Origin of the sequence: Macellibacteroides fermentans, from assembly GCF_013409575.1 — a bacterium.
GTDB lineage: Bacteria > Bacteroidota > Bacteroidia > Bacteroidales > Tannerellaceae > Macellibacteroides > Macellibacteroides fermentans.
In genome coordinates, this window is record NZ_JACCCY010000004.1 from 176,605 (window position 1) to 201,293 (window position 24,689).

Annotated in this window: 22 protein-coding genes and 1 riboswitch; of the genes, 12 read left to right on the plus strand and 10 right to left on the minus strand. The window is 40.9% G+C overall.

The features are described 5' to 3' along the window. The first annotated feature begins 5 nt into the window (after positions 1-5). On the plus strand, positions 6-815 hold the full coding sequence (gene thiD / locus F5613_RS13580; protein WP_179400159.1) for a bifunctional hydroxymethylpyrimidine kinase/phosphomethylpyrimidine kinase: 810 nt from the start codon (positions 6-8) through the stop codon (positions 813-815). A 47-nt stretch (positions 816-862) separates the two neighbouring features. Here the strand turns inward: thiD and F5613_RS13585 are convergent, their stop codons facing one another. After that, entirely contained in the window at positions 863-1,363 is a 501-nt protein-coding gene (locus tag F5613_RS13585; RefSeq protein ID WP_179400160.1) for a ClbS/DfsB family four-helix bundle protein, read from the minus strand. A gap of 156 nt (positions 1,364-1,519) precedes the next feature. Between F5613_RS13585 and F5613_RS13590 the strand changes: the two genes are divergently transcribed. Together F5613_RS13590 and F5613_RS13595 are read left to right on the plus strand one after the other, a co-directional pair. Next, positions 1,520-1,921 (plus strand): (deoxy)nucleoside triphosphate pyrophosphohydrolase, encoded by a 402-nt coding sequence (locus F5613_RS13590; protein WP_179400161.1) that lies wholly within the window; start codon positions 1,520-1,522, stop codon positions 1,919-1,921. Positions 1,922-2,014: 93 nt separating this feature from the next. Continuing rightward, the gene (locus F5613_RS13595) at positions 2,015-2,551 is read left to right on the plus strand and encodes a hypothetical protein (protein WP_179400162.1); all 537 of its coding nucleotides are present in this window, start codon (positions 2,015-2,017) and stop codon (positions 2,549-2,551) included. Positions 2,552-2,634: 83 nt separating this feature from the next. Here F5613_RS13595 and F5613_RS13600 read toward each other — a convergent pair whose 3' ends face one another. From F5613_RS13600 to F5613_RS13635, 8 genes are all read right to left on the minus strand, one after another. Continuing rightward, entirely contained in the window at positions 2,635-3,009 is a 375-nt protein-coding gene (locus F5613_RS13600) for a hypothetical protein (protein ID WP_179400163.1), read from the minus strand. A 248-nt stretch (positions 3,010-3,257) separates the two neighbouring features. Then, complete coding sequence (gene cbiD, locus F5613_RS13605) at positions 3,258-5,060, minus strand: cobalt-precorrin-5B (C(1))-methyltransferase CbiD (protein ID WP_179400164.1); 1,803 nt, start codon at positions 5,058-5,060, stop codon at positions 3,258-3,260. Next, positions 5,057-6,877 (minus strand): precorrin-4 C(11)-methyltransferase, encoded by a 1,821-nt coding sequence (gene cobM / locus F5613_RS13610; protein ID WP_179400165.1) that lies wholly within the window; start codon positions 6,875-6,877, stop codon positions 5,057-5,059. Before cobM ends, cbiD begins: the two co-directional genes overlap by 4 nt. Positions 6,878-6,882: 5 nt before the next feature. Then, complete coding sequence (gene cbiE, locus F5613_RS13615) at positions 6,883-8,088, minus strand: precorrin-6y C5,15-methyltransferase (decarboxylating) subunit CbiE (protein WP_179400166.1); 1,206 nt, start codon at positions 8,086-8,088, stop codon at positions 6,883-6,885. A 3-nt stretch (positions 8,089-8,091) separates the two neighbouring features. Continuing rightward, entirely contained in the window at positions 8,092-9,498 is a 1,407-nt protein-coding gene (gene cobJ / locus F5613_RS13620) for a precorrin-3B C(17)-methyltransferase (RefSeq protein WP_179400167.1), read from the minus strand. 36 nt (positions 9,499-9,534) lie between these two features. Then, positions 9,535-10,926 carry a PepSY domain-containing protein gene (locus F5613_RS13625; protein ID WP_394353474.1) on the minus strand — a complete coding sequence of 464 codons (1,392 nt, stop codon included), beginning with the start codon at positions 10,924-10,926 and terminating at the stop codon, positions 9,535-9,537. A 94-nt stretch (positions 10,927-11,020) separates the two neighbouring features. Beyond that, positions 11,021-11,935, minus strand: coding sequence for a sirohydrochlorin cobaltochelatase (locus F5613_RS13630; protein WP_068182194.1), 915 nt, complete (start codon positions 11,933-11,935; stop codon positions 11,021-11,023). Then, complete coding sequence (locus F5613_RS13635; protein WP_179400169.1) at positions 11,935-14,142, minus strand: TonB-dependent receptor; 2,208 nt, start codon at positions 14,140-14,142, stop codon at positions 11,935-11,937. The genes F5613_RS13630 and F5613_RS13635 overlap by 1 nt, the downstream gene beginning before the upstream one ends. Positions 14,143-14,191: 49 nt before the next feature. Continuing rightward, a riboswitch (cobalamin riboswitch) is annotated at positions 14,192-14,406 on the minus strand. Positions 14,407-14,452: 46 nt separating this feature from the next. Here F5613_RS13635 and F5613_RS13640 point away from each other — a divergent pair. Both F5613_RS13640 and F5613_RS13645 read left to right on the plus strand, forming a co-directional pair. After that, positions 14,453-15,769, plus strand: coding sequence for a cobyrinate a,c-diamide synthase (locus tag F5613_RS13640; protein ID WP_068182198.1), 1,317 nt, complete (start codon positions 14,453-14,455; stop codon positions 15,767-15,769). A gap of 4 nt (positions 15,770-15,773) precedes the next feature. After that, positions 15,774-16,334 (plus strand): cob(I)yrinic acid a,c-diamide adenosyltransferase, encoded by a 561-nt coding sequence (locus F5613_RS13645; RefSeq protein WP_068182200.1) that lies wholly within the window; start codon positions 15,774-15,776, stop codon positions 16,332-16,334. 60 nt (positions 16,335-16,394) lie between these two features. Here the strand turns inward: F5613_RS13645 and F5613_RS13650 are convergent, their stop codons facing one another. After that, the gene (locus F5613_RS13650; protein WP_179400170.1) at positions 16,395-17,342 is read right to left on the minus strand and encodes a hypothetical protein; all 948 of its coding nucleotides are present in this window, start codon (positions 17,340-17,342) and stop codon (positions 16,395-16,397) included. Between the two features lie 182 nt (positions 17,343-17,524). Here F5613_RS13650 and F5613_RS13655 point away from each other — a divergent pair, with 182 nt between their 5' ends. The 7 genes from F5613_RS13655 to F5613_RS13685 all read left to right on the plus strand — a co-directional run bounded on the left by F5613_RS13655 (position 17,525) and on the right by F5613_RS13685 (position 24,649). After that, positions 17,525-18,679 (plus strand): Gfo/Idh/MocA family protein, encoded by a 1,155-nt coding sequence (locus F5613_RS13655; protein WP_068182206.1) that lies wholly within the window; start codon positions 17,525-17,527, stop codon positions 18,677-18,679. Between the two features lie 11 nt (positions 18,680-18,690). Continuing rightward, positions 18,691-19,683, plus strand: coding sequence for a sugar phosphate isomerase/epimerase family protein (locus F5613_RS13660; protein ID WP_068182210.1), 993 nt, complete (start codon positions 18,691-18,693; stop codon positions 19,681-19,683). Between the two features lie 127 nt (positions 19,684-19,810). After that, a complete protein-coding gene (locus F5613_RS13665; protein WP_179400171.1) occupies positions 19,811-20,707 on the plus strand; it encodes a diaminopimelate dehydrogenase in 897 nt (298 codons plus the stop codon). 34 nt (positions 20,708-20,741) lie between these two features. After that, positions 20,742-21,560, plus strand: a complete 819-nt coding sequence (gene lgt, locus F5613_RS13670; protein WP_068182215.1) for a prolipoprotein diacylglyceryl transferase — start codon at positions 20,742-20,744, stop codon at positions 21,558-21,560. Positions 21,561-21,563: 3 nt separating this feature from the next. Then, the gene (locus tag F5613_RS13675) at positions 21,564-22,769 is read left to right on the plus strand and encodes an FprA family A-type flavoprotein (protein ID WP_179400172.1); all 1,206 of its coding nucleotides are present in this window, start codon (positions 21,564-21,566) and stop codon (positions 22,767-22,769) included. Between the two features lie 12 nt (positions 22,770-22,781). Beyond that, positions 22,782-23,591 (plus strand): glucosamine-6-phosphate deaminase, encoded by an 810-nt coding sequence (gene nagB / locus F5613_RS13680; RefSeq protein WP_068182219.1) that lies wholly within the window; start codon positions 22,782-22,784, stop codon positions 23,589-23,591. 161 nt (positions 23,592-23,752) lie between these two features. After that, on the plus strand, positions 23,753-24,649 hold the full coding sequence (locus tag F5613_RS13685; protein ID WP_179400173.1) for an SMP-30/gluconolactonase/LRE family protein: 897 nt from the start codon (positions 23,753-23,755) through the stop codon (positions 24,647-24,649). Positions 24,650-24,689 lie beyond the last annotated feature (40 nt).

Below are 24,689 nucleotides of genomic sequence, written 5' to 3' on the forward strand. Positions count from 1 at the left end.
AAACGATGAAAAAATATAGAATTGCTTTAAGCATTGCCGGAAGTGATCCGAGTGGGGGAGCTGGTATACAGGCGGATCTGAAGACTTTTTCGGCTTGTGGCTGCTATGGTGCAACGGCTATTGTTGCTGTGGTGGACGAAAATACGGTTGGAGTAACGGGGGTTCATCCCGTTCCGGTTTCATTTGTAACGGGACAGATAAAATCTGTTCTGGATGATATCGGAGCAGATGCGATTAAGATTGGAATGCTGCATTCCTCCGAATTGATAGTTGCAGTGAGAGATACGTTATCTAAATATAAGATTCGGAATATTGTATTTGATCCGGTTATGGTGGCTACCTCGGGCGATAAGCTTTTACAGGATGAGGCAATTACGACATTGAAAAATGAGCTGATTCCTTTTGTGAGGGTTATTACGCCCAATATACCGGAGGCCGAAATCTTATTGGGTAAGAAGATTGCCACACAGGAGGATCTGCCTCTGGTCGTAAAATCGTTGTCGGTTGGCGGTACTGTATCTGTATTGCTGAAAGCCGGACATTTATCGAACGAAGAGCTGACGGACGTATTTTATAATGCTGAGACGGATGAAATCATAAAACTAAGTTCAAAAAGAGTACATACGAAGAATACACATGGTACAGGTTGTACATTCTCCTCTGCCATTACTGCTTTTCTGGCTCATGATAAGCCGTTGAATGAGTCGATCCGGCTGGCCAAAGAGTATATAAACCAAACAATTGTAACCGGTGCTGCATACGAAATTGGCAAAGGACACGGCCCGGTACATCATTTTTTTAATTTTTGGGAATAAGAGATAAAGATGATTGACATTAAATAAATCGTAAGGAGCAACTCTCCTTACGATTTTATATGCTGTTTTAGTTTTTTTATGGCCCAATCATAATGGCTGGAAGTGGAAGATACTGCATAGCTTCCCAGACTGGTTGTCCCTGTCCAAGAATAATACTTTTTTGTAAATAATTCCTCATTTGTAAAAGATTCAATTAATTTCAGTACTTCTCTGTGACTTTCTTTTAGAAGTGTAGTAGCACTTTCAAGAGAGGTTTTCTGATGTTTCTCCCAGAATCCGATATTCATTTGAGGATATGTTTTCCAGTTATACGGATCAGGAAGAAAGTTGACCGGCTTTCCTGAAATATTGGATTGAGCCCATTTAATAAACAGTTGATGCCATTCGTAAAGATGAATCAAGACATCCCGCAGATTCTTATCTCGATCTTCGAATGAAAATGTAGCGTGTTGCTTTTCTTCAGACATGGACCCGATGAGTATCCAAAGCTTATCAAACTGGCTATTAGCTGCAATGATCAGTTCCTGTTTATTTGTTGCTCTTGCCATAATACCGTTTTTGTAGGTTGAGTTACAAAAGTACATATTTTAGATGTATAATGCTTATACATTTTCAGAGCCTTTTAAGAATTCAAAGTTTGATTCGTGCCATGATCTTTTTACTAACTTTGCATGTAGTAATTATCGGTTGTATTGGATGGCATTATGAATAAAGAGAAGAGCTGTGTTGAAGTTGTTGCGGCCGTTATTCAGAGTCGTGACAAATATCTTTGTGTGCAACGGGGACTGACAAAGTTTCCTTATACTTCATTCAAGTTTGAATTTCCAGGTGGTAAGGTTGAAGGTAATGAATCTTTGCCGGAGGCCCTGGAAAGAGAGATTAGAGAGGAATTAGAATGTGCAATTATAGTTGGAGAACTGTTGCTTACAGTTGATCACTCGTATCCTGATTTTAATATTCGGATGCATTGTTTCTTGTGTTCTGCATCGGATAAGAAATTTACCCTAAATGAGCACATTAATGCCCGGTGGCTCACCCCGCAAGAAATGATTGACCTGGATTGGGCTGAAGCTGATAAGCCGATAGTGAGGTTGCTGACGAAATGAAAAACCTTGAGGACATAACACCTAGTTTAATTTGGGAACTTTAAGGGGTAATTGATTGTTTTACTAACATATAAAAACATAAATTAAATTAGTATGAAGAAGAAACTATTCAGAAATTGCCACTGGTTTTCGCTTACAATTTGTTTGTCTTCTCTTTTGTTTTGTGCGAATCCCATCGTTGCTCAGAACAGTTTGTCGGAAGATGTATCTGTACAGAACGCCAGGGCTGAGACAGACCGGTATAAGTCTGTATTAAATCTCTCCGACGGGAAATATAAGGATGTGTATGATATTAATCTGAAGTATGCCAAGGAGCAAAACAGTATTCAAAATCTGGATAAGAGCCGTAAATCCACATTGAATGCCATTATGAAGTCTGATAAGAAAAAAGCAAAGGAGCTGAAGACGGTACTTGACAAAGATCAGTATAAAGAATACAGCAAATGGTTGAAGGAAGAAAATGAAAAAAGAAAAGTAGAGATTGCTTCAATTGACGCAAAGGAGAAGGCTGCCAAAGCTGAGCTTAAATCTACAAAAGCAAGAGAAAAAGCTGAAAAGGCAAGAGAAAAGGCCGAAAAAGCAAGGGATAAAGCAAATAAAGCAGTTACCAAACACCGGGAATCAAGATAGGACTTAGGGCTGAATTAGATATCCTAAATAAAAGAGACAGTTAATATAATACTGTCTCTTTTATTTAAGCTATGATACCTGTATCAGAATATTTCGAAATCTACATTATAAGTGATTCCTTTCCTCGTTTTAGAAGGTATTCTATCATAATAGATGTATTCGTAGAAACCACCATCACTAAAGAATATTTTGGTGCGTGAGGGTCTCATGCGGGGGTTGTAATCCAAGTCGTTGAACATGTTATTTATCAATGGATCACAATCGCCTTTTCTTTGTTCAAGCAGATTTAAAAGGGTAAGCTGGCTGAATGGAATTCCTTCTCCCATGCGGGGCAAATATTCATCTGAATCGTCAACAACAAGAACATCACCATAAAATGAAATAGGTACATGTAGCTGGTCGTAACCCGAAATTTCTCCTCCTTGATTTAGGTACTCTGTTATTGCGACAGTAGACACTTCCGTAGAATTGTTGAACCTGATGAAATAATTCCAAACATCTTGTTGGTCAGGTGTTAAACTTTGATAAACAGCTTCTGAATCGACGTGTTCCGTTTTTGAACAGGATAGAAGTAATAAAGAAAAAAGCAAATAAACAGTAATTTTCATTTGATTTATTTGTTGAGATGAAGGATTCATTTTATTTTTAAATTTTGTTAAGAGCCTCTTGTCATTTTGAGGAAACAAAGATACAAATTGATTATCAATTATTGTTTTGATGTGAGGATTTGTTTGCAGTCGCCATTGTCCGACAAAAGCAACAATGTAAGGTTGCTGTTGGATAAGAGCTTGCTGCAATGGGTATAACACTCCTGTAACAGATAAGGGAAGAGCTTTTCTTGTTCTTCTTCAGGTATTATCCATAATTCACGGGCAAGTGTCAGTTGGTGTATCAGTTGTTCCGTTTCTTTGTTACAGCCCGACTGTTGAGCAGCCCGGATCAGGAAGTCTTTGTTCATAGTTACCTTCTTGCTGTGAGTATCCATATATCCTTCTGCCAGTTTTACAGCTTTGCCCAGCATGATGCCCATGCTGATGTGCGGCATTTTCAGTTCATTAGCGATTAAGAGTGTTTCGCCAATAAAATTGCCGAAATGAACAAATGCCTGAGGGGGCAATTCCGGGTAGTGTTCCTTTACGTATCTTTCACTCTTTGCTCCGGAATTGATAACCAGATGTTCTATCCCCAAGGCTTTGGCAACCTCAATTTCCTTGCGTATGGAACGAATAAATGCTTCGGAGGAGAAGGGTTTTACAATTCCGGATGTACCAATAATTGAGATACCTCCAACTACCCCAAGCTTTGGGTTAAACGTACGTTTGGCTATGGTTTCTCCTTCGGGTACCGAAATAGTAACGCTTAATCCGCCACAGTAAAGCGATGTAAGTTCGTTGGTTATCATTTTCCGGGGTGTGGCATTGATAGCAGGTCCTCCGATTTCGAGTCCCAGACCGGGAAGTGTTACTTTTCCCACTCCTTTTCCTGCAAGGAATTGGATTCCTGTCTGTTTGCTATATGCTACTGTTGCGTTGATTGTACAACCGTTGGTAACATCGGGGTCGTCGCCCGCATCTTTAACGACAGAACAAGTGGCCGAATCGTTCCGGACGTCGGTTTGAATAACGGGGAGTGTGATACATTCGCCGGAAGGAAGTGAAATAATAGATGAATTTTGTTCTTTACCAGTCAAAAGGGCCATAAGTGCGGCCTTTGAAGCCGCCGTAGCGCAAGTGCCGGTTGTAAACCCACTGCGTAAGGGAAAGAATCCCGGGGCTGACTTTTCCATGGCTTTACGCAAACCCAGCAGTCCGGTTACGGTTATAAAGCTGTCCGGTAATATAGGCCTTTTAATAGCAAAGATAGGAATCCCAAACTTTCTGGCAGCTTCGGTTTTTTGTATAAAGTATCCGCTTTGGCCACTTTCCTTGGTTAGAATGGCATTGGGGTTAAGTTTTTGTAGAAGATATGACTCGTCTTCTCCGGGAGTGTAGTAAAGAATTCTTTCGGAAGGGAATCCCTGTGCGGTTGCCAGAAGATGAGACTCTTCCCTGTCTAATATCCGGAACCAGCATTCATGGTCTTGCCAGTAGGAGCGAAGTTTCTGTATGGTTTGTACTCCGGTAAGTGCCAATAGCTTTTCAATTTGATACTTTTTGAGTTGAGAGATTGCCTCATCATAAGAAGAACACCAGATAATATCCGGATCGCGAGGAGGATAAACCCGTTCGTATCTGATAACCGGAATATGTAAATTTTCGGCTACTTCACTAACCGTCTGATGTAACAATTCTGCAAAGGGATGAGCTGCATCAATCAGAAGACTGATTTTATGTTTTTCACAAAATCCGGTCATCTGATTTTCATTCATTCCTCCTGTTATACGTATTCCGTTTTTACAAATGATCTCCTGCTTATCTCCCTTTGTGGAGTAATAGAATGGATGTCCGGCCTCGTCAAGGATGCGGACTACCTCTTTGCCTTCGGTTGTTCCTCCCAGTACAAGTATCATTTGCGAAATAGATGATGAAAGTTAGATGAATAGAGTTTGGATAATCCCTCTCGATTGTCGATGGCTTCGCCTACTACAATCATGGTGGTCAAGGTGAGGTTGTTTTCTTTTACAATCTTTACCAGGTTCTGCAACTCACTGCGGTATATCCGTTCGTCTTTCCATGTTAAATGGTAGCAAGCGGCAACAGGGGTCGTAGGTGGATAGTGTTGGAGCAGTTCTTCCTGTACCTGTTCTACCACTCCGGCACTCAGAAAAATACACATGGTACTTTGTGATTTGGCCAGCAAATGTAGTTTTTCTTTTTCTGGCATAGGAGTACGACCTTCTCCTCTGGTGAGAATAATGGTTTGTACCCTCTCCGGGATGGTGAACTGTGATTGGAGTGCTGCTGCTGCTGCTTGAAAAGAGGATATGCCGGGAGTAATATGGTAGCTCATTCCGTAGGTGTCAAAAAAGGCCATCTGTTCTTGTATAGCTCCATAGATACAGGGATCTCCGGTATGTAGGCGTACAACGAATAATCCTTTGTCGTAAAATTGCTTCATTAATTCAAACTGTTCTTCCAGATTAAGGGCGGCCGAACTTCTTACTATGGCTCCTGGTTTAGCACAGTGAGTCAGTTCTTCCGGGACAAGGCTTCCGGCATATAGTATAAGATCGGCTTCTTCCAGCATGCGACGACCTCTGACTGAGATTAATTCCGGATCACCCGGACCGGCTCCTACGATTTCTATATGCCCTTTTCTTAACGAAGTAACGTCTTGAGCCAGGGCAAAGGTAAAATCGTTTCCCTCTTTCAGCATTCCTTTTTGTTTTTCAATTAGAAGAGGGCCGCTTCCTGCACTTTTCCTTGCAGAACTTTCTGCAATGCCATACACTCCGGTTACTTCAAAAACTTTCTCGGAGGGATTGGGGATGTTTATATCCTTTAATTCGTCTGCCTGGTAGATGTGTATTTCAGAGTCCGGGAAGTATGCTTGAAGTTCCTGTAATAGAGGTTCATCTTTTTTCAGTTCAATGGTTGAGATGCTTCGAATGGAAAGGGGACTGAGCTGTTGTTGTATTATTACACTTTCAATGTATTGGCTAATACCTTGTGGAAAACAGTTTTTACGGCATCCGATTCCTACATGAAATACTTGCGGATGAAAATGGAGTGTAGGAATAGCCGGGTTGTACAGGTGGGGGGTAACAGCAATAAGTATGGCAAAGTTCTGCTGAGGAATTTCTTCGTATCTGTAGAATATGCTTACATGATCGGGCTTAGTACGTTCGAGATAACTGGTGCCTTGGTCTCTTACTTCCAGTAAGAGAGCTACCGGGTTTTTGTTAACAAAGGACGCAATCAGTTTATTCATGGTTGCATTATGTACTGTTTCTTTCCATTGGTAAGTTTTACCAAGGGTGTCCAGCGCCCAAAGATCTGTATTATCACTTTGGGTAGTAATAACTGCCTGTCCACCTGTAATGCGTGCGATTTGTTTGGTAAGGCTGTTTGCCCCGCCGATGTGTCCGGACAAGACGGATACAATGTATTTGCCGGTGCTGTCTATATTTACGATGGCAGGATCTGTATGTTTGTCCGTTATAAATGGCGCAAGGGAACGGACGCAAATGCCTAATGATCCTACAAATACAAATGCTTCGAACCTGTTGAAATGTTCCTTTAAAAAAATTGCAATGGATGGAATAGTGTCCGTGAATATTGATTCAAAACTTGAATATAGATTCGATCCTGGAAGATGTTTTGCAATTGTTAGGGAAAGCTGGAGGCTGCTTTCTGAAACTACTAGTATGGCTATACCTGTTTTCATAAGGATTATATTATTGAGTGATTGTCCGTTGTCTTAAACCTGGCGGCCAACACATGGATTGTATTGTAATTATCTATTGTAATGCTTGTTTTTCCTGTAGGTTCCATCTCAGCCTGTTTGATCCCTTCGAGAAAGAGTGTTTCACTGTCCGAAGATACGGCGTTAAAAACGATGATTCCATCAGGGGTGAGAAAACGACTTACTTTCTTGAGTATGGAGTGCATTTCACCGCCGTGTCCACCTATAAAAACAGCATCAGGGAGAGGCAGATCGCTTAGGTCTGCTTCCATGAAATTTCCTATAATGGAAGTGATCCCCGGAGTTCCGAATTTCCGGCTATTGATTTCCATTAGCTCTTTTCCTTCTTCTCTTTGCTCGAAGGCTATTATCTTCAGATGAGGAAATTGCATTTTAGCTTCAATGGAAACGGAGCCTGTGCAAAAGCCGATATCCCATAAAACATGTCGGTGGCGGAGGTCAAGCATGCTTAATGTAAGTAATCTGACGGGCATTTTCGTAATCATTTTTTTACGTCCGTTCAGTAAATGAAAGTCTTCTTCATTGATCCCGAAGGGGCGTGAGCGTAACCCGGTTCGTTCCATGATAAGGCAATTGGGGAAACGAAAAGTCTCGTTTGCCAATTCATCTACGGAAAAAGTCCGGATGCTTTCAGTATTATTGCCGAGATGTTCTCCAACTGTTATCTGATAATTTGTGTAGCCGTAGTGTAGCATGCGGACAGCGATTGCTGCGGGAGTTTTCTCCCGGTCGGTCAGTATGCCTATTTTTCCATGACCTTCAATCAATGCCTGATCCAGGGCATCCCATGGACGCCCTGTTAGTGAGACTATTTGCATGTCGTGATAAGGTAAAACCATACAGTGGGCCAACATCTGTAGTGAATTGAATGCCGGAAACAGAACAATGTCTGCGTCTGGCAATTTGTTCTGTATTGTATTGGCAAAACCATAGAATAAAGGGTCGCCGGAAGCGAAGACCACAATTTCCGGATGTTCCAAATATTGTTGAAATACATGTTCCAACGGTACGGTAATATCTATCCATTGAGTATGAGAAGGAAGAAATCCCTCTACAATCCCGTGGTGACGAATTCCTCCGGAGAATACTTTTCCCGAACGGATTACAGAATGGACTTCGTCAGTAAACTGCGGACTTGGATTGTCGTTGATTCCTATTATATAAAACTTCATAGATTATACGTCCCTCCCCGGACGAAGTTGTTCTGCATCATTATAACTGAGAATAGCATTAACCAATGTGGCGGCCAGATTGCTCCCCCCTTTTCGCCCTTCTACGATGATTTTGGGTATCTCGTGAAATGGTTTTATCCTATGTTTGGATTCTTCTACGTTGACAAAACCTACCGGTGCTGCGATGACCCCTATAGGGGCGGCTTTGTTTTTCCTGATAAGATCGCATAATTCCATCAGGGCGGTAGGGGCATTTCCAAATACAAAGAGCGCATCCGGATGTTCGGCTACGGCAAGTCTGATACCTGCTTGGGTACGGGTAATACCTTTTTCGGCAGCAATTGGTACGATCCGCTGGTCGGACAAATAGCATTTTACTTCAATACCCATCCGCTGTAAAGCTGCCTTGCGTATACCGGCTGCTGCCATGGTAACATCCGTAACAATGGTGACAGATTTACCAGCGTTCAGCTTCTTATATAGCAAGGCAACTGCACCGGGATCAATATAAAGGAGTTGCTCCATTTCAAAATCGGCAGTGGTATGGATGGCATGAAGCAGGGCCCATTTGTGATCCAAAGGGATATTTTTGTTTTGCAATTCTTTTTCGATTGTCTGGAAACTGCGAATCATGATTTCTTGTCCGATGCCAGCCTCGATCGGGGTTTTGTCGCGGAAATATCCACGAGGTGTGACCATTTTGCCGTCAAATGATTTGGTTTGAGAATTGCCTATTATGACAACGGTAAACATATCCACTTGTTCCGGATTAAAGGATTCCAGTGTAGTCATGGAAATTTCTTGTTCTTCTCTGCCAGCCTGACGAACAAATCCGACCGGTGTTAATGGGGATCGGTCTTGCAGAAATAGCTCCCTAAGCCGGTGCAATTGCCAATACCTCCCTTCGCTTCGCGGGTTGTAAACAGCTGTTACAAAGTCGGCCGTAGCTGCTGCCACTATTCTTTTTTCAATCTTTTCCCAAGGAGTCATCAGATCCGAAAGTGAGATGATGCAGAAATCGTGACCTATGGGAGCTCCCAGTATGGCGGCGGCTTTCTGAAAGGCACTTATTCCGGGCAGCACTTCCACCGAAATGTTGCTTTTGCGTTCTTCTTTCATTTCAAAAATTAGAGGAGCCATCCCATAAATCCCTGCATCACCGGAACTTATCACACAAACCGATTTTCCTTCTTCTGCATAATTGAAGGCCTCTTCAGCTCTTGCTTTTTCCCGTTTCATTCCTGTATCAACACAGTGAGTCCCTGGAGTGATAAGAGTGGAAATAAACTGAAAGTAATATTTATATCCTACAACAACATCCGCACTGCTAATGGCTGTCCGAACAGCGGGAGTAATATCAAGTATATCTCCCGGTCCAATTCCGGCTACGACTATTTTTCCTTGTTTCATTTGGATTGTTTCTTCTTATTCATACAAACGTATGGATTATTTATTTAATTTTTTTTGTTTTCGCAGATTCAATCTTCTTATTTTACGTATTACATATCTTGCTCCAAGTACGACTCCGGATACCGAAACAACGGTTCCTCCTAACATAAGTATCCATAGAACGGTTAACCGGAGTAGTGGCCTGGTAACCAGAAATTGGAAGGTAAGACCGTGCATTCCTTTATATAACCAGAAGTCCCACCGTTTACGGTTATTGTAATATCTGTATTGACCGTTTTTGGGATTTACATAGTAGCAGCTATTGTCTGCGTCTGCTATCTCAGATTTGTAAACCGGTAACGGTAGATGGCCTGATTTTGCAAGGTAGTAGGTATCGTATTCTTTTAAGAAAGTTGTTTTTGTACTACCTTTTCCATGGATACTTTCAATTGCCTTTGTTATCTCTTTCTCCTTAAGATTTAAGGGTAGGATTTTGTTAGAAGAGGCATCCAACGTTATTTTTTTACTTGTAGTTACAATATGATATAAAGGTTTGTCGTAGAATCGTCCCCATTCTATTTTCTTAACAGTACCGGAGAGCTGACTTATCACCTCTCTATAGTCCAGTGAATACAGCTCCGGATGAATAGCATCTCCTTCCAGTATCTTTTCAATTGGGTAATGCTCTTTTTTCTTGATTATCCAATTGGGAGTTTCCGTTACCGACATCATACCGCTGAATATCCAGGTCAGGACAAACAGTCCGAATATAAGTCCCGTTATATGATGTAGCAAATACCATCTTTTTTTATAGGGAGATTTGAAACTACATTTGTTTTTCCGGCATTGTACGTATGCATGAATTCCAACGTACAATCCGGCCAAAGTCATTATAATTCCCAATGCGGATAAAAAGATAATTGACTTTGTCCAAAGAGCCTGATCTTGCCGCAGGCTGGTGAAATATACCCAATGAGGAATCGCCCCCATCCAGGACCAGAAACGTTCTTTTTGTGTCGTGTACTGCAGTACTTCTCCTGTTTGTGATGAGATGTATAATTCATGTTTTTTGTTATCAGAAAAGTAAAATTTTATAAATGGAAGTTCTTTTTTAAGTTCTTCAAACGGGGTCCATTGATCAAGTTTGTGCAATGTGTCAATCCTGTTGATTGAGGAGCTGTTCCATTTCTGAGCAATCTGATAGATTCTTTTACTGCTTATATCCTGCAACTGTTCAGTTGAATCGGCAGGTAAGAAATAAACATGTTTGTTGGTTTGAATCCGGAATACAGTCTGATTTAAAAATCGACTTACTTCAATGTTATTAATTTTCTCGTCCGATGGAATGCGGCCTGCTATTGTTTCAATGGGTGGGAGAAGAGAATCCAGTATTTCTGTTTTTTGCAACTTCTCTTTATCCCATACCTTTGGGAAGGTATGATACATCATAACTAACCCTGAAAGAAACCACATTAGAAACAGGATACTGAGGAAAGTCCCCAGTATCCTGTGAATTGTATATATGGATCGGGTTATGATCTGTCTAATTCCCTTCGTTTGCATATCGTTTCTTCTTATCAAGAATCTTTACCATTTTGTAGTTGCAGGCGAAACGTGCATGTTCAATAAATTGATCTTGAATCATAGGAATTTCGCCCAATCCTCTTAAATTGGTATTTACCCTGAATCCCTCTTTTTCAAGTGCACTTTTCCATTCGGTATCAATATCATTAACGGCATGGTCGCCGGCAACAAACATAAAAGGAACCAGCGTAACTTGTTTATTCTGATCAGATTTTAGCCGACGTAATACCGTTTCAAACGAAGGATAACCCTCTATTGTGCCTATATGCATCTGGCTAAATCCTTTATCCTTCAACATATAGTCTAACATGGCATAGCATGCTGTTGCCGGAGTATATGTGCCGTGACCAACAAACAGGGTCGTATTACTTCCCTTATATTCTGCACTGAGAACATCTACCACTTTTTCGTAATCCTCCACTGTGTACAGTAGTGGATTTCCGATACGGATATCTTTGAATTGCGATTCCATGTTTTCGACTTCACGACGTAATGCTTCCATCTCTATCCCTTCGATTATATTGCTTGATTGCACTATAATATGCGTATACCCTTCTTCTTTTAAAGAAAATAATACGTCGGAGGGCGTTTGTTTGATTATGTTCTTTTGCTTCAGTCGGTTAATTACAATCCGGGAAGTGTAAGCCTCACGAATACTAACATCAGGAAATGCTGATTTCATTTTATTGTTTATCACCTCTATTGTACGTTTTCTGGTAAGATCGTGCGTAGTGCCGAAATGAACAACCAATAATGCAGCTTTGTCTCCTGGCTGCATTGTTTCGAACAGATTTGATTCTTCAAAATTATCCCCGTTGCTTGCCTTACATACTAAGCTTATTAATAGGGCAAGGCATATGATTGTATATTTCATTACTTACGAAATTTAAGAAGTAAACTTACATAGAAGGTGCGGCCGGGCGACAGAGTGGCATAATTACTGTTGTAAGGCCGGTCGTCACGATAATTAAAAATGTTTTCGACACCGATACCGGGCTCAAGTATAAAATTTGCCAGGTTGTTGAATGTATGTCGAGTAGATAGATTCCATAGCTGATAACCTGGTGCATTCCCATACGTGCCGGTTTCAAATCGTTCACTTTGAAGTCTGCCTGCGAGATTAACATTTAATGTGTAAAAGTCCCAGACTTTGTTCCAATTGCTGTTTATACTTCCGGAATGCTTTATACTACGAGGTAAACGTGAATCCGTATTCGTGTCTTTTGCATCCGCAAAACTGTACGAACCACCCAGTGAAATTCCATATCCCAGATAGCTGTTTATTGAAATATCGACTCCTTTTACTCGAGCCTTATCAACATTCTGGTATTCCATACGTTTGGTTATACTGTTAGCAATGTCTGTTTCGGTAAGGGCAACTTGTTTACTGGTGATAAGATTGTCTAAATTGTTAATGTAGGCAGTCGCAGAAATCGAAAACAGCCTGCTCAAGAATTCGCCGTTTAATGCATAATAATTGCTTTTTTCGGGCTTAAGGTTAATGTTTCCGGCACTCAGCGTTCCGTTTTTCTCTTTGTTGTAATAGAGTTCTTCCAACGAAGGAGCTCTGAACCCACTGGAGTGGGTTGCTCTGAAATTAAATGCTCCGGGTGAATACATAAGTGACAGCTTGGGAGTAAACCTATTCTTGAATGTTTCATGGTAAATATATCTCAACCCAACGATCGCCTGAAAATTCTGTAAAAATTTGATTTCATCTTGTGTATACAAAGCCATCGTGTACGCTTGTTTGTCTCCCGCAAGTGCTTCCGGATTCTTCAGTTTGTCAGTAACGTATTCGGAACCTATTGTGATTTTATTGAAGTCTCCAGCCATAAATACACTTTTTAGATTGGCATTGTAATAGTGTTGGCGTTTACTTAATGCCGATGTTCCATTCTTTATGGTAATATTTCCCTTTTTATCTTTTACATCCTTGATATATTCTTTGGTCCCTTCAAAATTGTCATTGTACAAATCCAGACTGATATAGGATGCATTTCCTAAAAGAAACTTACTTCCAAGTGCCAGGCTATAATCATTGTATGCCAGGTTATAGTCGTATTCCGAGACTGGACGGTCGTTCTCTTTATTATACATACTGCCCCGGGCATAGAACGATAGAGCTTTCGTTGCAGAATAGGTGAAGTGCTGGGTCAGAATATTGGAGTAAAATTTATCAGAAGCTTTCTTGTTTGTTTCAGTCAGCTTCTCGTTTCCCTTTGAGTCGTATGTGATGGCTTGATTGTTTAGCTGCCAGCCATCCGATTGTCGTCTGTTGTAGGTTGTAAATGAACCGAATTTTCCGGTGTTGATATCCAGATTGATTGTCTGATCGAATTGATTTTCTTCAGCAAAGCGGGTTTCGGAGGTAACATTGACCAGGTTTTTAGGTTGATCGGTAATTATGTTTATGACACCACCCATTGCTTCCGATCCGTAAAGAGATGAAGCTGCTCCTTTCAGTATTTCAATTCGTTTGACATTGCTAAGATTAATACGGGAAAGATCAACATTTCCGGATACATCTCCGGCAAGCTTCTGTCCGTTAATAAGAACCAGAATATGCTTATTCCCCAGACCGTTTAATGTCATATAACTGGCCATAGCCGTGGTGGAAAATGAAAAAGAGGGATTCAGCATGTTTAATGCATCTTTGAAATTTGTAATACCAGCCCTTTTTAAATCATTCCCGTTGATTATTTCCACAGGGACAGGGCTGTCTTGTATCCTGCGATGGGTTCCGGTTCCAGTAATTACAACATGATCCAGATTTATGCCTGAATTTTCCATTTCAATAAGCATGTTCAATTGTGTTCCGTGGATTTTCTTTTCTACAGGAATGTAATTCAGGCAACTGGCCCGAAGTGTGAATGATTCATCGGGAACATTTTTAAGTATAAATTCACCTTTACTATTGGTTGCGCAACCAATGGTGGTTTGTTCGAGCCGGACGTTAACTCCTTCAATGGGTTTTCCGTTTTTTACGTTAACAACTTTTCCGCTTAACGTGACTTGCGCTAACGAACAAATTACAACACACCCCCACAACAGGGTTGTTAGTAAACCTTTTCTTTTCATGTTTGAGAAATAATAGTTAATAAATGGTATCCTTTAACCCGAGGACGCGGAATTTATTTATCGACTGGCAGGTTTCCTGACTATGTCCAGAAAGCGACCTTCCCATTTCTCTCGAAACAGTGGTGTGAGCTTGCTTTCTTTTATTACTTTCAACTTTTGAAAGTAAGGACTTTACAGTAGCGGGTACTGTTCCGGATTCAAACCGGATTCCCTTTTATACAAATCGCAGAATGCGATCGTATCACCAAATCAGGGGCAAAGTTAAGATGTTTATTTATATTTGCACAATAAAATTAAGATTTAATTATTTATGAAACCTCAATTGTTGGTAGGGGCTGCCTCTTCAGGAAGCGGTAAAACTACTTTTACTCTCGGACTGTTAAGGGCATTGAAGAATCGGAGTTTGAAGGCGCAACCCTTTAAATGCGGTCCCGACTACATTGATACTAAATATCATTTGCTAGCCGCAGGTGAAGAGTCGGTTAATCTTGATTTATTTTTATCCTCTGAATCGCATATCCGAAATTTATATGCTAAATATGGTACCAATGCGGATGTCTGTATTACAGAGGGAGTTATGGGCCTTTATGACGGATACGACGGTATGAAGGGTAGCAGCGCTAAATTGGCAGAGTTGCTTGGAATCCCTGTTGTGTTGATTCTAAATGCCAAATCAATGGCTTATTCGGCAGCTCCTGTTTTATTTGGTTATAAACATTTTAATAAAAACATAAACATTGCAGGAGTTGTCTTTAACCGGGTGTCTTCAGAGACTCATTATGCTTATTTACAACAAGCCTGTAAGGATACAGGGGTTGAGTGTTTGGGCTACATCCCGAACAAAAAAGAGCTTGAAGTTCCTTCCAGACACTTAGGCTTGTCAATTGACAATTCTTTTTGTATGGATGATTTCGCAAACAGAGCGGCAGAGATTATAGAGGAGTTTGTTGATTTGGATCGTTTGCTTAAAATATCAAACATGCCTTTTTGCCTGCCTGATAAGTCTGAGCAGAACGAGTTGGATATAAGAGGTGACATTAAGATTGCAGTTGCTTACGACAATGCTTTTAATTTTATTTACAGAGAAAATCTGGCTCAATTAAAACGGTTGGGAGAAGTTGTCTTTTTTAGTCCTCTTGATGATGCTAAATTACCTTCTGCCGATTTGGTATATCTGCCAGGAGGTTATCCGGAATTGTATTTGGACAAGCTGACAGAAAATAAAACAATGCTTCACTCCATAAAAGCCTATGCAGAGAATGGAGGTAATCTTTTAGCCGAATGCGGAGGAATGATGTATTTAAGTAAGGTGATTGTTGGAATGGATGGCAACCTTTATTCGATGGTTGGTGTTTTTGACCAGGAAGCTACCATGCAAGATATGAAACTTACCCTTGGTTACCGTACATTTACATATAATGGAATTGAGAATATACGGGGACATGAATTTCATTATTCTCGGATTAAAGATCCTCAAACGGATTCTATATCAGATATTTCTATATATAATGCGAAGGGAGTGAGAACAAAAACAAATTTATTTCGTTATAAGAATACAATAGCAGGTTATACTCATCTATATTGGGGCGAGCTCGATTTGATGAATCTGTGGAATCATAAATGTTAGTTATATGAAGATTTATACAAAAGGAGGCGATAAAGGTCGTACTGGTATTTTTGGCGGCGAGAGGGTGGATAAGGATGATATCCGGATTGAAGCCAATGGCTGCTTGGATGAATTAAATTCAACCATAGGGGTTGTGAGATCGCTTTTGCCGGAAAACCACGAATGGCATTCGTTCTTGTTTACTATCCAGGTGGAGCTCATGGTTGCTATGTCTGAAGTTGCTACACCGTCGGCCTTGAGGGATAAAAATCCCAATAAGATAAAGGAGGATATGGATCTTTACTGTGAAAAGGAGATCGATCGGATTACGGCTGCCATTTCTGAAAGTGAATATTTTATTCTTCCCGGAGGTACACCGGTCTCAGCTCATTGCCAACTTGCCCGCACGGTTGCCCGTAGAGCAGAAAGACGATTGTGGACATTACATAAGCAAGATCCGCTTCCCGAAACCGTACTTCGCTTTGTAAACAGATTATCTGATTTGTTTTTTACGATGGCCAGGTATGATATGTATGTGAATGGTAGTGCTGAAGAACGCTGGAAACTATTTTTATACAAGAGATAAATAAATCACAGGGGTGTTGATGTACTTGACAGGTTACAACACCCCTGTAAATGTATATAATCAATCGCCTAATGGTTTGTCGATTGTACCACCCCAGTTGGTGCTGACTGGATATAATGTAAATGTATCGTTGCTTAACCTTGATTCGTATAACTTTCCCGAATATCGTACCATTTTATTGCTTTCTGGTGTTACGGAAGCAATGTGATAGTCTCTGAGTAATTGCCCGGCATGGTTGGTCGACTTTATCTTTGCCGACATCGGTTTTCCGGTTTCGGGAATAAATGTGAGCAAGGAATGGCTCTGATTTATTTTTCCAATATCTTCAGGAGAAAAAAGATGGGTAAAGGCTTTTGTGTCTGAGGATGCAGTTGCGATTCCGGTCAGTATGTTGAGCTTGTCGGGATATCCGGAGAGTTTGATTTCAAATTGCTTGAGACCCGAATGAACACTGTCGGTTGCAAAGAACTCAAGTTTCCCAACGATTCGTTCAATATTTATATCCTGTATAATCTCTTCTCCCGATCCTACTTCAAGTGTTATCTGTTTGTAAAATGTATCGGTTGTTTCCTGAAAAGTAAGTATGTTATTGTTCAGGGAATCGGTTACGGAGCTATGTGCAAGCAGACAGATTTTGTAGCTCCCCATGGGTAGTTGATCGTAAATGATTCCAAAATCCTGAGAGCCGGTACTACTGTAATGCTGTTTCCTGAAGGGAACGGTAGTGTTGTCTGCCTTATAGACTACATATTCAATTTTGGTGCAGATTGATTCCAATGTCCCTGGTGCAGGTTCGGTAATTTCGTCTGCTTTAGTTTGTGGTTCCGGAATGATTCCCGTTGGATAACCTTTGGTCGTAACGTATGGCAATACCTCTTTGCTGAGTTGGACGCTAAATTGAACAGGATAGGTTTTGGAGTCCGGTTTTTCTTCTTCAATTAAAGGATTGCTGCAGTTGCAGAACAAAATCAGACACGCAAGAATAGAAAATTCTGTTTTACTCATCATAGTTGAGGTTTTAATGGTTAACACTGTGGTTTGAGTCGGATTAATATATTCCGACTTCCAGTCCACAAAGAAAACCTTATTATTTGATATTAAAAATAAATAATGAATAAATAATAGCATCACTCATTTTTTTTCTTAGATTTGTTCCATAACTTTTGTAAAAACCATAGTACGATATTGTTATGAAACAAAAAATTAAAATGGGAATGATAGGTGGAGGCAACGGTTCTTTTATTGGAGCTGTACACCGTATTGCGGCTAATCTGGATGGACAGATAGACCTGGTGTGTGGATGCTTTAGTGGCACACCCTCTGTTTCAGTCGCTTCCGGACGTAGCCTTTTCTTGCCGGAAGACCGGATTTACAATTCTTATCAGGAGATGATCGAAGAGGAAGCCAAGCTTCCGGAAGCTGAACGGATGGATTTCGTTTCTATCGTTACACCCAATCATGTGCATTTCGAACCGGCTATGATGGCCTTGAAGCATGGATTCCATGTTGTACTGGACAAGCCGGTTACCTATACGCTGGAGGAGGCTAAGGCATTACGAGAACAGGTGAAAGTTTCCGGAAAATTATTTGCACTTACACATACCTATACGGGTTACCCCATGGTGAAAGAGGCTCGGACAAGGGTTTTGCGTGGTGATATAGGAAAAGTGCGCCGTATTTATGTGGAATATCCCCAAGGCTGGTTGTATAGTGATTGTGCTGGTGTAAATAAGCAGGCTGCATGGCGAGTAGATCCTAAGCGATCGGGTAAAGCAGGGTGTATGGGTGATATCGGCACACATGCTTTTAATTTAGTTGAATATATTACCGGGCTTAAAGCAATAGAATTATGTGCGGAGCTGAATACGTTTGTTCCCGGACGTTTATTGGATGATGACGGAGCAATGCTGATCAGATACGAAGGGGATGCAAAAGGTGTGCTGACTGCATCGCAAATTGCTGTTGGTGAAGAAAACGCGCTAAAAATTCGTATCTACGGAACAAAAGGTGGTTTGGAGTGGTGTCAGGAAGAGCCCAATACCATGTGGATGAAGTGGCCTGATCGTCCGAGAGAAATGATTCGGACATCGAATGGGTATATGTCTGAGATGGCTGCTCATAATTCGCGTACCCCGGGTGGTCATCCGGAGGGATACATTGAGGCTTTCGCAAATATTTACAGAAATTTTGCACTAACGTTGCAGGCAATGAAAGAGGGAAAAGAACCTTCTTCCTTATGTCTGGATTTCCCTTCAGTACAGGAAGGGGTGAGGGGTATGCAGTTTATTGAAACTGTGGTAGCTTCCAGTAACAGTGATAAGAAATGGGTGAAAATGGTTGATTAAATATTTATAGTATGGCTAGACCGGTTACGTTATATACTTTGCAATGGGGAGACTTACCTTTGCAGACAGTTTGTGAGAAGGCTAAGGCTTTTGGTTACGACGGGTTGGAATTAGGCTTGCCCGATCATTTGGATGTTCGTCGATCTGACAAAGAATATTATATGCAGATTAAAGATTTGTTATCGTTTTATGGAATGCAATTATACACGATTTCTACCCATCTGATAGGTCAGGCCGTGTGCGATCGGATTGATGAGCGCCATAAAAGTATCCTGCCCGATTATATTTGGGGTGATGGTGACCCGGAAGGTGTTAGTCAGAGAGCAGCCGAAGAGCTGATTCGTACGGCACATGCCGCCAAAGCCCTTGGTGTTGATACGGTGGTAGGTTTTACAGGAAGTTCCATCTGGCATTATTTGTATTCGTTTCCTCCGGTAACGGAAGAGATGGTGAATGAGGGATATGCCGATTTTGCACGAAGATTTACTCCTATATTAGATGCTTATCAGGAGTTAGGGGTTCGTTTTGCGTTGGAAGTACATCCTACTGAAATAGCTTTCGATACAGTTACAGCGAAAAGAGCTTTGGAAGCTGTTAATTATCACCCTTCGTTCGGGTTCAACTATGATCCAAGTCATTTAGGTTATCAGGGGGTTGATTATGTTGATTTCATATATCAGTTCCCGGAAAGGATTTTCCATGTGCACATGAAAGATGTTTACTGGAGTGATACCCCTAAGCAGGTGGGTGTTTTTGGTGGTTATGTAACCTTTGGAGATCCACGTCGTTTTTGGAACTTCAGAAGCTTGGGAAGAGGAAAAATTAAATTTGAGGAGATTATCCGGGCACTTAATCATATTGGATATTCCGGTCCGCTTTCGGTGGAATGGGAAGATAGTGCCATGGACAGGGAACAAGGAGCAGAAGAATCGTGCCGTTTAGTGAAGCACTTTGACTTTATGCCTTCGTCAAGAGCGTTTGATGCAGGTTTTGAAAAGAAATAAGAGAATAATATAGTACAGTTGTTATTTGGGTGGCCCGGACTGCTAATAAAAAGTCTGGGCTATCTTGTTGTATCTCCCTATATTATGATTAACTTTGCAGCCTAAATAGAAAGAAATTAATAAACGCATGAAAAAGATTAGAGCAGCCATTGTGGGATATGGCAATATTGGAAAATATGTTTTAGAGGCTTTGGAAGCTGCACCCGATTTTGAGGTTGCAGGCGTTGTTCGTCGCAATCCATCAGAGGTTCCGGTCGAGCTTAAGGAATATAAGGTGGTTAGTAAAATCACCGAACTTGAAAAGGTAGATGTTGCTGTGCTTTGTACCCCAACCCGTAGCGTAGAATCTTATGCGAAGGAAATTCTTTCATTGGGTATCAATACGGTGGACAGCTACGATATTCATGGAGGAATTGTTGCTCTGCGCCGCTCTCTTAATGCTGTAGCAAAAGCTCACAATGCTGTATCTGTGATTTCTGCAGGATGGGATCCGGGAAGCGACTCGGTTGTTCGTGCACTACTTGAGGCGATGGTGCCTAAAGGCATTACATATACGAACTTTGGCCCAGGTATGAGTATGGGACATACTGTTGCAGTAAAAGCCATTGAAGGTGTAAAGGCCGCGTTAAGTATGACTATTCCAACAGGAACCGGTATTCACCGCAGAATGGTGTATATTGAAGTTAAAGATGGATATGATTTTGCTAAGGTTGCTGCAGCAATTAAAGCCGACGAATATTTTGCCCACGACGAGACACATGTAATGCAGGTGGAATGTGTGGATAATTTGCTGGATATGGGTCATGGAGTTCAGCTTACGCGTAAAGGAGTATCTGGAAAGACACAGAATCAGTTGGTTGATTTCAATATGAAAATCAACAACCCGGCGCTTACAGCTCAGATTTTAGTGTCTGTTGCCCGTGCTTCGTTTAAGCAACAGCCGGGTGCTTACACCATGATTGAATTGCCGGTGATCGATATGCTTTATGGCGATAAGGAAGATTTAATAAGAAGACTGGTATAATACCAGTCTTCCTTACGGATAAAATATAAATACTATGTTATCATTTATTACCTGGACAGCAGATCCTGCTATCTTTTCCATTGGTTCACGAGAAATACGTTGGTACGGACTTGCTTTTGCATTCGGTTTCCTAATTGGTTACAAGATTGTGGAACGTATGTGGAAAAATGAGAAACTGGATCCTGCCTGGTTGGATCAGTTGTTGATCTATACCATGATTGGAACGGTAGTTGGTGCTCGTTTAGGTCATTGCCTTTTGTATGCCCCTCAGTATTATTTATCCAATCCTATCGAGATATTAAAGATTTGGGAGGGTGGTCTGGCCAGTCACGGAGGCACATTGGGTATTATGATTGCTATCTATTTCTATTCGAAGAAGATCAGTCATAAAAGTATCATGTGGGCTTTTGATAAGCTGGTGGTACCTACCGGACTTGTAGCTGCAATGATTCGTCTGGGTAATTTAATGAATCATGAGATTTATGGTCATGCAACGGATGCTCCCTGGGGATTCCGTTTTATTGACAACTTGCATCAATGGAAAATGGGGGCTGCTCCGGTATTTACAGCACCAAGTCATCCAACCCAACTTTATGAGGCGTTGTGTTATCTGATAACATTCGCTCTTTGTATGTGGTTGTACTTCCGAAAAGAGGCTTTCAAAAAAGAGGGTCTTCTCTTTGGTATTTTTATGATTTGTATATTTGCTTCCCGCTTTTTTATTGAGTTTTTAAAGAATGATCAGGAAGAATTTGAAGCTTCTATGTTGATTAATATGGGACAAGTGCTCAGCATTCCTTTCGTTTTGGCAGGATGCTGGTTCGTTTATCGGGCACTGCAAAAAAAGAATTAAACTATGTATAAACTGACAAGTATTGCGGATAAGGTATATTACGTAGGAGTAAACGACCGTCAGAAGGCCCTCTTTGAGAACCTGTGGCCGCTGCCGTACGGAGTCTCTTATAACTCGTATTTGATAGTAGATGAAAAAACAGTTCTGATAGATACAGTGGATGTATGCTATTCGGATGCTTTTCTCAGAAAAATTGCAGATGCGCTGGAAGGTAAATCTTTGGATTACCTGATTGTGAATCATATGGAGCCGGATCATGCCGGCAGCATTAGATTACTCCGTCAGCAATATCCTGATGTGCAGATTATCGGGAACAAAACCACCTTCGGCATGTTGGAAGGATATCATGGTATTACTACAGGCTTGTACGAAGTGAAGGAGGGAGATACGCTATCATTGGGTAAACGTCAGCTGATGTTTGTTATGGCCCCGATGGTTCATTGGCCTGAAGTTATGTTTACGTATGAAACAACGGATAAAATATTATTTTCTGCAGATGCATTCGGTACTTTCGGAGCGCTTTCAGGAGCTGTTATTGATGAGGATATGAATGTTGACAGATTTTGGGATGAGATGGTTCGCTATTATGCCAATATCGTTGGAAAATATGGTAATCCGGTTCAGCGGGCTTTAAAGAAACTTGACACAATTGAAGTAAACACCATTTGTTCTACGCATGGACCTGTTTGGCGGAAATATAAAGATAAAGCAATCGAGATTTATGATAAGATGAGTCGCTACGAAGGCGAAGATGGCGTTTGTATCATATATGGCAGCATGTACGGAAATACGGAACAGATGGCTGAAGCGATTGCCGCCTCATTGGCTGAGAACGGAGTCAAGAATATTGTAATGCACAATGTATCCAAATCGCATGCATCGAATGTGCTGATGGATGTATTTAAGTACAAAGGACTGATTGTGGGAAGTCCTACATACAGTAATGCTCTTTTCCCCGAAGTAGATTCGATTTTGTCAAAGATTGAAATCCGGGAAGTTAAGAAACGCTGTTTTGGCTATTTTGGTAATTTTACATGGTCTGGTGCCGCTTGTAAAAGATTAGCTGCTTTTGGTGAAAAAATGAACTGGGAATTTATAGGAGCTACCGCCGAAGAGAAGATGAGTCTGAAAGAAGACATGTATGAACAGTGTATTACTTTAGGTAAAGCAATGGCAAACGCATTGAATGAATCTAAACAATCGATTTAAATATAAAAAACTATGAGATTAATTATTGAGCCTAATTACGATCAATTGTCGAAATGGGCTGCTAACTATGTTGCTTCGCGTATTCAAAAAGCCAATCCAACGGCTGAAAAACCTTTTGTCCTCGGATTGCCAACAGGTTCTTCACCCCTTGGTATGTACAAAAATCTTATTGAATTGAACAAAAAGGGAGTTGTCTCTTTCAAGCATGTGATCACATTCAATATGGATGAATACGTAGGATTGCCAAAGGAACATTCGGAAAGTTATCATTCCTTTATGTGGAATAACTTTTTCAGTCATATTGACATCAATCCCGAAAATACAAACCTTTTGAATGGTAATGCTGCCGATCTGGAAGCTGAATGTGCTGCTTATGAAGCTAAGATGAAAGCTGTTGGTGGGGTAGATTTGTTTTTAGGTGGTATCGGTCCTGATGGTCACATCGCATTTAACGAACCAGGGTCATCTCTGTCGTCTCGTACCCGCATCAAGACTTTGACAACGGATACGATTATTGCCAATTCGAGATTTTTTGACAACGACGTAAATAAAGTTCCCAAGACTGCGGTTACTGTGGGTGTGGGTACTGTTTTAGATGCAAAAGAGGTTTTGATTATGGTGAATGGACACAACAAAGCTCGTGCATTGGCTCAGGTGGTTGAAGGTTCTATCAATCAGATGTGGACTATCACAGCACTGCAGCTACATCCGAAGGGAATTATCGTTTGCGATGAATCAGCCTGTGCAGAGTTGAAAGTTGGTACCTATAATTACTTTAAGGATATTGAAAAGGATCATCTTTGTCCGGATTCTTTAATTTAATTGTTTAAATGATATTGGCAGGCTCCACTTTATTTATTGAATGTGTGGAGTCCTGTTTTTGAGCAAGTACTTGTGAAAAAACATGTACTTGCTTTTTTATTTATCGAACGGAATATTTTATATTTTGCACGCTGATTATAATAATAACAATAGGTGATATTATGAAAAAGAAACTTTGTATACTGCTTTCTTCCTTGATGGTTTCGTGTGTTGTGTTCTCGTCTCCCGATGGTCGCGACCTTGTTCCTGAAGGTACATTTACGTCGGGTATCGAAGGCCCCGCAGTAGATGCCGCAGGTAATTTATATGCTGTCAATTATGCAACTAAGGGTACAATCGGACTAATCAAGTCTTCGGGTGAACACGGCCTATTTGTTACCTTACCCGACGGATCGGTTGGAAATGGAATTCGTTTTAATGCTGAAGGGATGATGTTTGTGGCGGATTATACCAATCATAACATACTTTGTGTTGATCCGAAAACAAAAGTTATTTCAGTTTTCGCTCATGAACCGGCTATGAATCAACCCAATGATATATCTATTGCTCCTAATGGGTCGATTTATGCAAGTGACCCCGCCTGGTCTGATAACACTGGTAAATTATGGAGAATATCGACGAAGGGCGAAGTGGTATTGTTGGAAGATTCCATGGGAACGACCAATGGAGTGGAAGTGAGTCCCGACGGACGTTTATTATATGTGAATGAATCAGTGCAGCGGAACGTTTGGGTATACGATATTGAGCCGAACGGAAATCTATCCAACAAGCGTCTTTTTCATCGTTTTGCCGATTATGGAATGGATGGAATGCGTTGCGATGTAAATGGCAATCTTTATATATGCAGGTACGACAAAGGAACTGTCGTAGTTCTCTCGCCTGAGGGAAAAATCCTGTATGAGTATTCCTGTAAAGGGAAGAAGCCGTCGAATATCACTTTTGGAGGTAAAGAATTGAGGCAAATTTATATCACATTGCAAGATAGAGGATGTATTGAAGTTTTTGATGCGTTGAACCCTGGCGCTTCACTTTTTGTGAATCCCCGACCAGCTTTCTAAATAAAGAGGCTTTATAATATACGCTTTTGCGTACTTTTGC

Bases quoted from the DNA above. Each gene is read 5' to 3' on its own strand.
- thiD (WP_179400159.1), top strand. From the start codon at position 6: ATGAAAAAATATAGAATTGCTTTAAGCATTGCCGGAAGTGATCCGAGT.
- F5613_RS13585 (WP_179400160.1), bottom strand. From the start codon at position 1,363: ATGGCAAGAGCAACAAATAAACAGGAACTGATCATTGCAGCTAATAGC.
- F5613_RS13590 (WP_179400161.1), top strand. From the start codon at position 1,520: ATGAATAAAGAGAAGAGCTGTGTTGAAGTTGTTGCGGCCGTTATTCAG.
- F5613_RS13595 (WP_179400162.1), top strand. From the start codon at position 2,015: ATGAAGAAGAAACTATTCAGAAATTGCCACTGGTTTTCGCTTACAATT.
- cbiD (WP_179400164.1), bottom strand. From the start codon at position 5,060: ATGATACTTGTACTGGGAGGAACAACCGAAGGCAAAGAGGTAGTCCGC.
- cobM (WP_179400165.1), bottom strand. From the start codon at position 6,877: ATGAAAACAGGTATAGCCATACTAGTAGTTTCAGAAAGCAGCCTCCAG.
- cbiE (WP_179400166.1), bottom strand. From the start codon at position 8,088: ATGAAGTTTTATATAATAGGAATCAACGACAATCCAAGTCCGCAGTTT.
- cobJ (WP_179400167.1), bottom strand. From the start codon at position 9,498: ATGAAACAAGGAAAAATAGTCGTAGCCGGAATTGGACCGGGAGATATA.
- F5613_RS13625 (WP_394353474.1), bottom strand. From the start codon at position 10,926: ATGATGTATCATACCTTCCCAAAGGTATGGGATAAAGAGAAGTTGCAA.
- F5613_RS13630 (WP_068182194.1), bottom strand. From the start codon at position 11,935: ATGAAATATACAATCATATGCCTTGCCCTATTAATAAGCTTAGTATGT.
- F5613_RS13635 (WP_179400169.1), bottom strand. From the start codon at position 14,142: ATGAAAAGAAAAGGTTTACTAACAACCCTGTTGTGGGGGTGTGTTGTA.
- F5613_RS13640 (WP_068182198.1), top strand. From the start codon at position 14,453: ATGAAACCTCAATTGTTGGTAGGGGCTGCCTCTTCAGGAAGCGGTAAA.
- F5613_RS13645 (WP_068182200.1), top strand. From the start codon at position 15,774: ATGAAGATTTATACAAAAGGAGGCGATAAAGGTCGTACTGGTATTTTT.
- F5613_RS13650 (WP_179400170.1), bottom strand. From the start codon at position 17,342: ATGATGAGTAAAACAGAATTTTCTATTCTTGCGTGTCTGATTTTGTTC.
- F5613_RS13655 (WP_068182206.1), top strand. From the start codon at position 17,525: ATGAAACAAAAAATTAAAATGGGAATGATAGGTGGAGGCAACGGTTCT.
- F5613_RS13660 (WP_068182210.1), top strand. From the start codon at position 18,691: ATGGCTAGACCGGTTACGTTATATACTTTGCAATGGGGAGACTTACCT.
- F5613_RS13665 (WP_179400171.1), top strand. From the start codon at position 19,811: ATGAAAAAGATTAGAGCAGCCATTGTGGGATATGGCAATATTGGAAAA.
- lgt (WP_068182215.1), top strand. From the start codon at position 20,742: ATGTTATCATTTATTACCTGGACAGCAGATCCTGCTATCTTTTCCATT.
- F5613_RS13675 (WP_179400172.1), top strand. From the start codon at position 21,564: ATGTATAAACTGACAAGTATTGCGGATAAGGTATATTACGTAGGAGTA.
- nagB (WP_068182219.1), top strand. From the start codon at position 22,782: ATGAGATTAATTATTGAGCCTAATTACGATCAATTGTCGAAATGGGCT.
- F5613_RS13685 (WP_179400173.1), top strand. From the start codon at position 23,753: ATGAAAAAGAAACTTTGTATACTGCTTTCTTCCTTGATGGTTTCGTGT.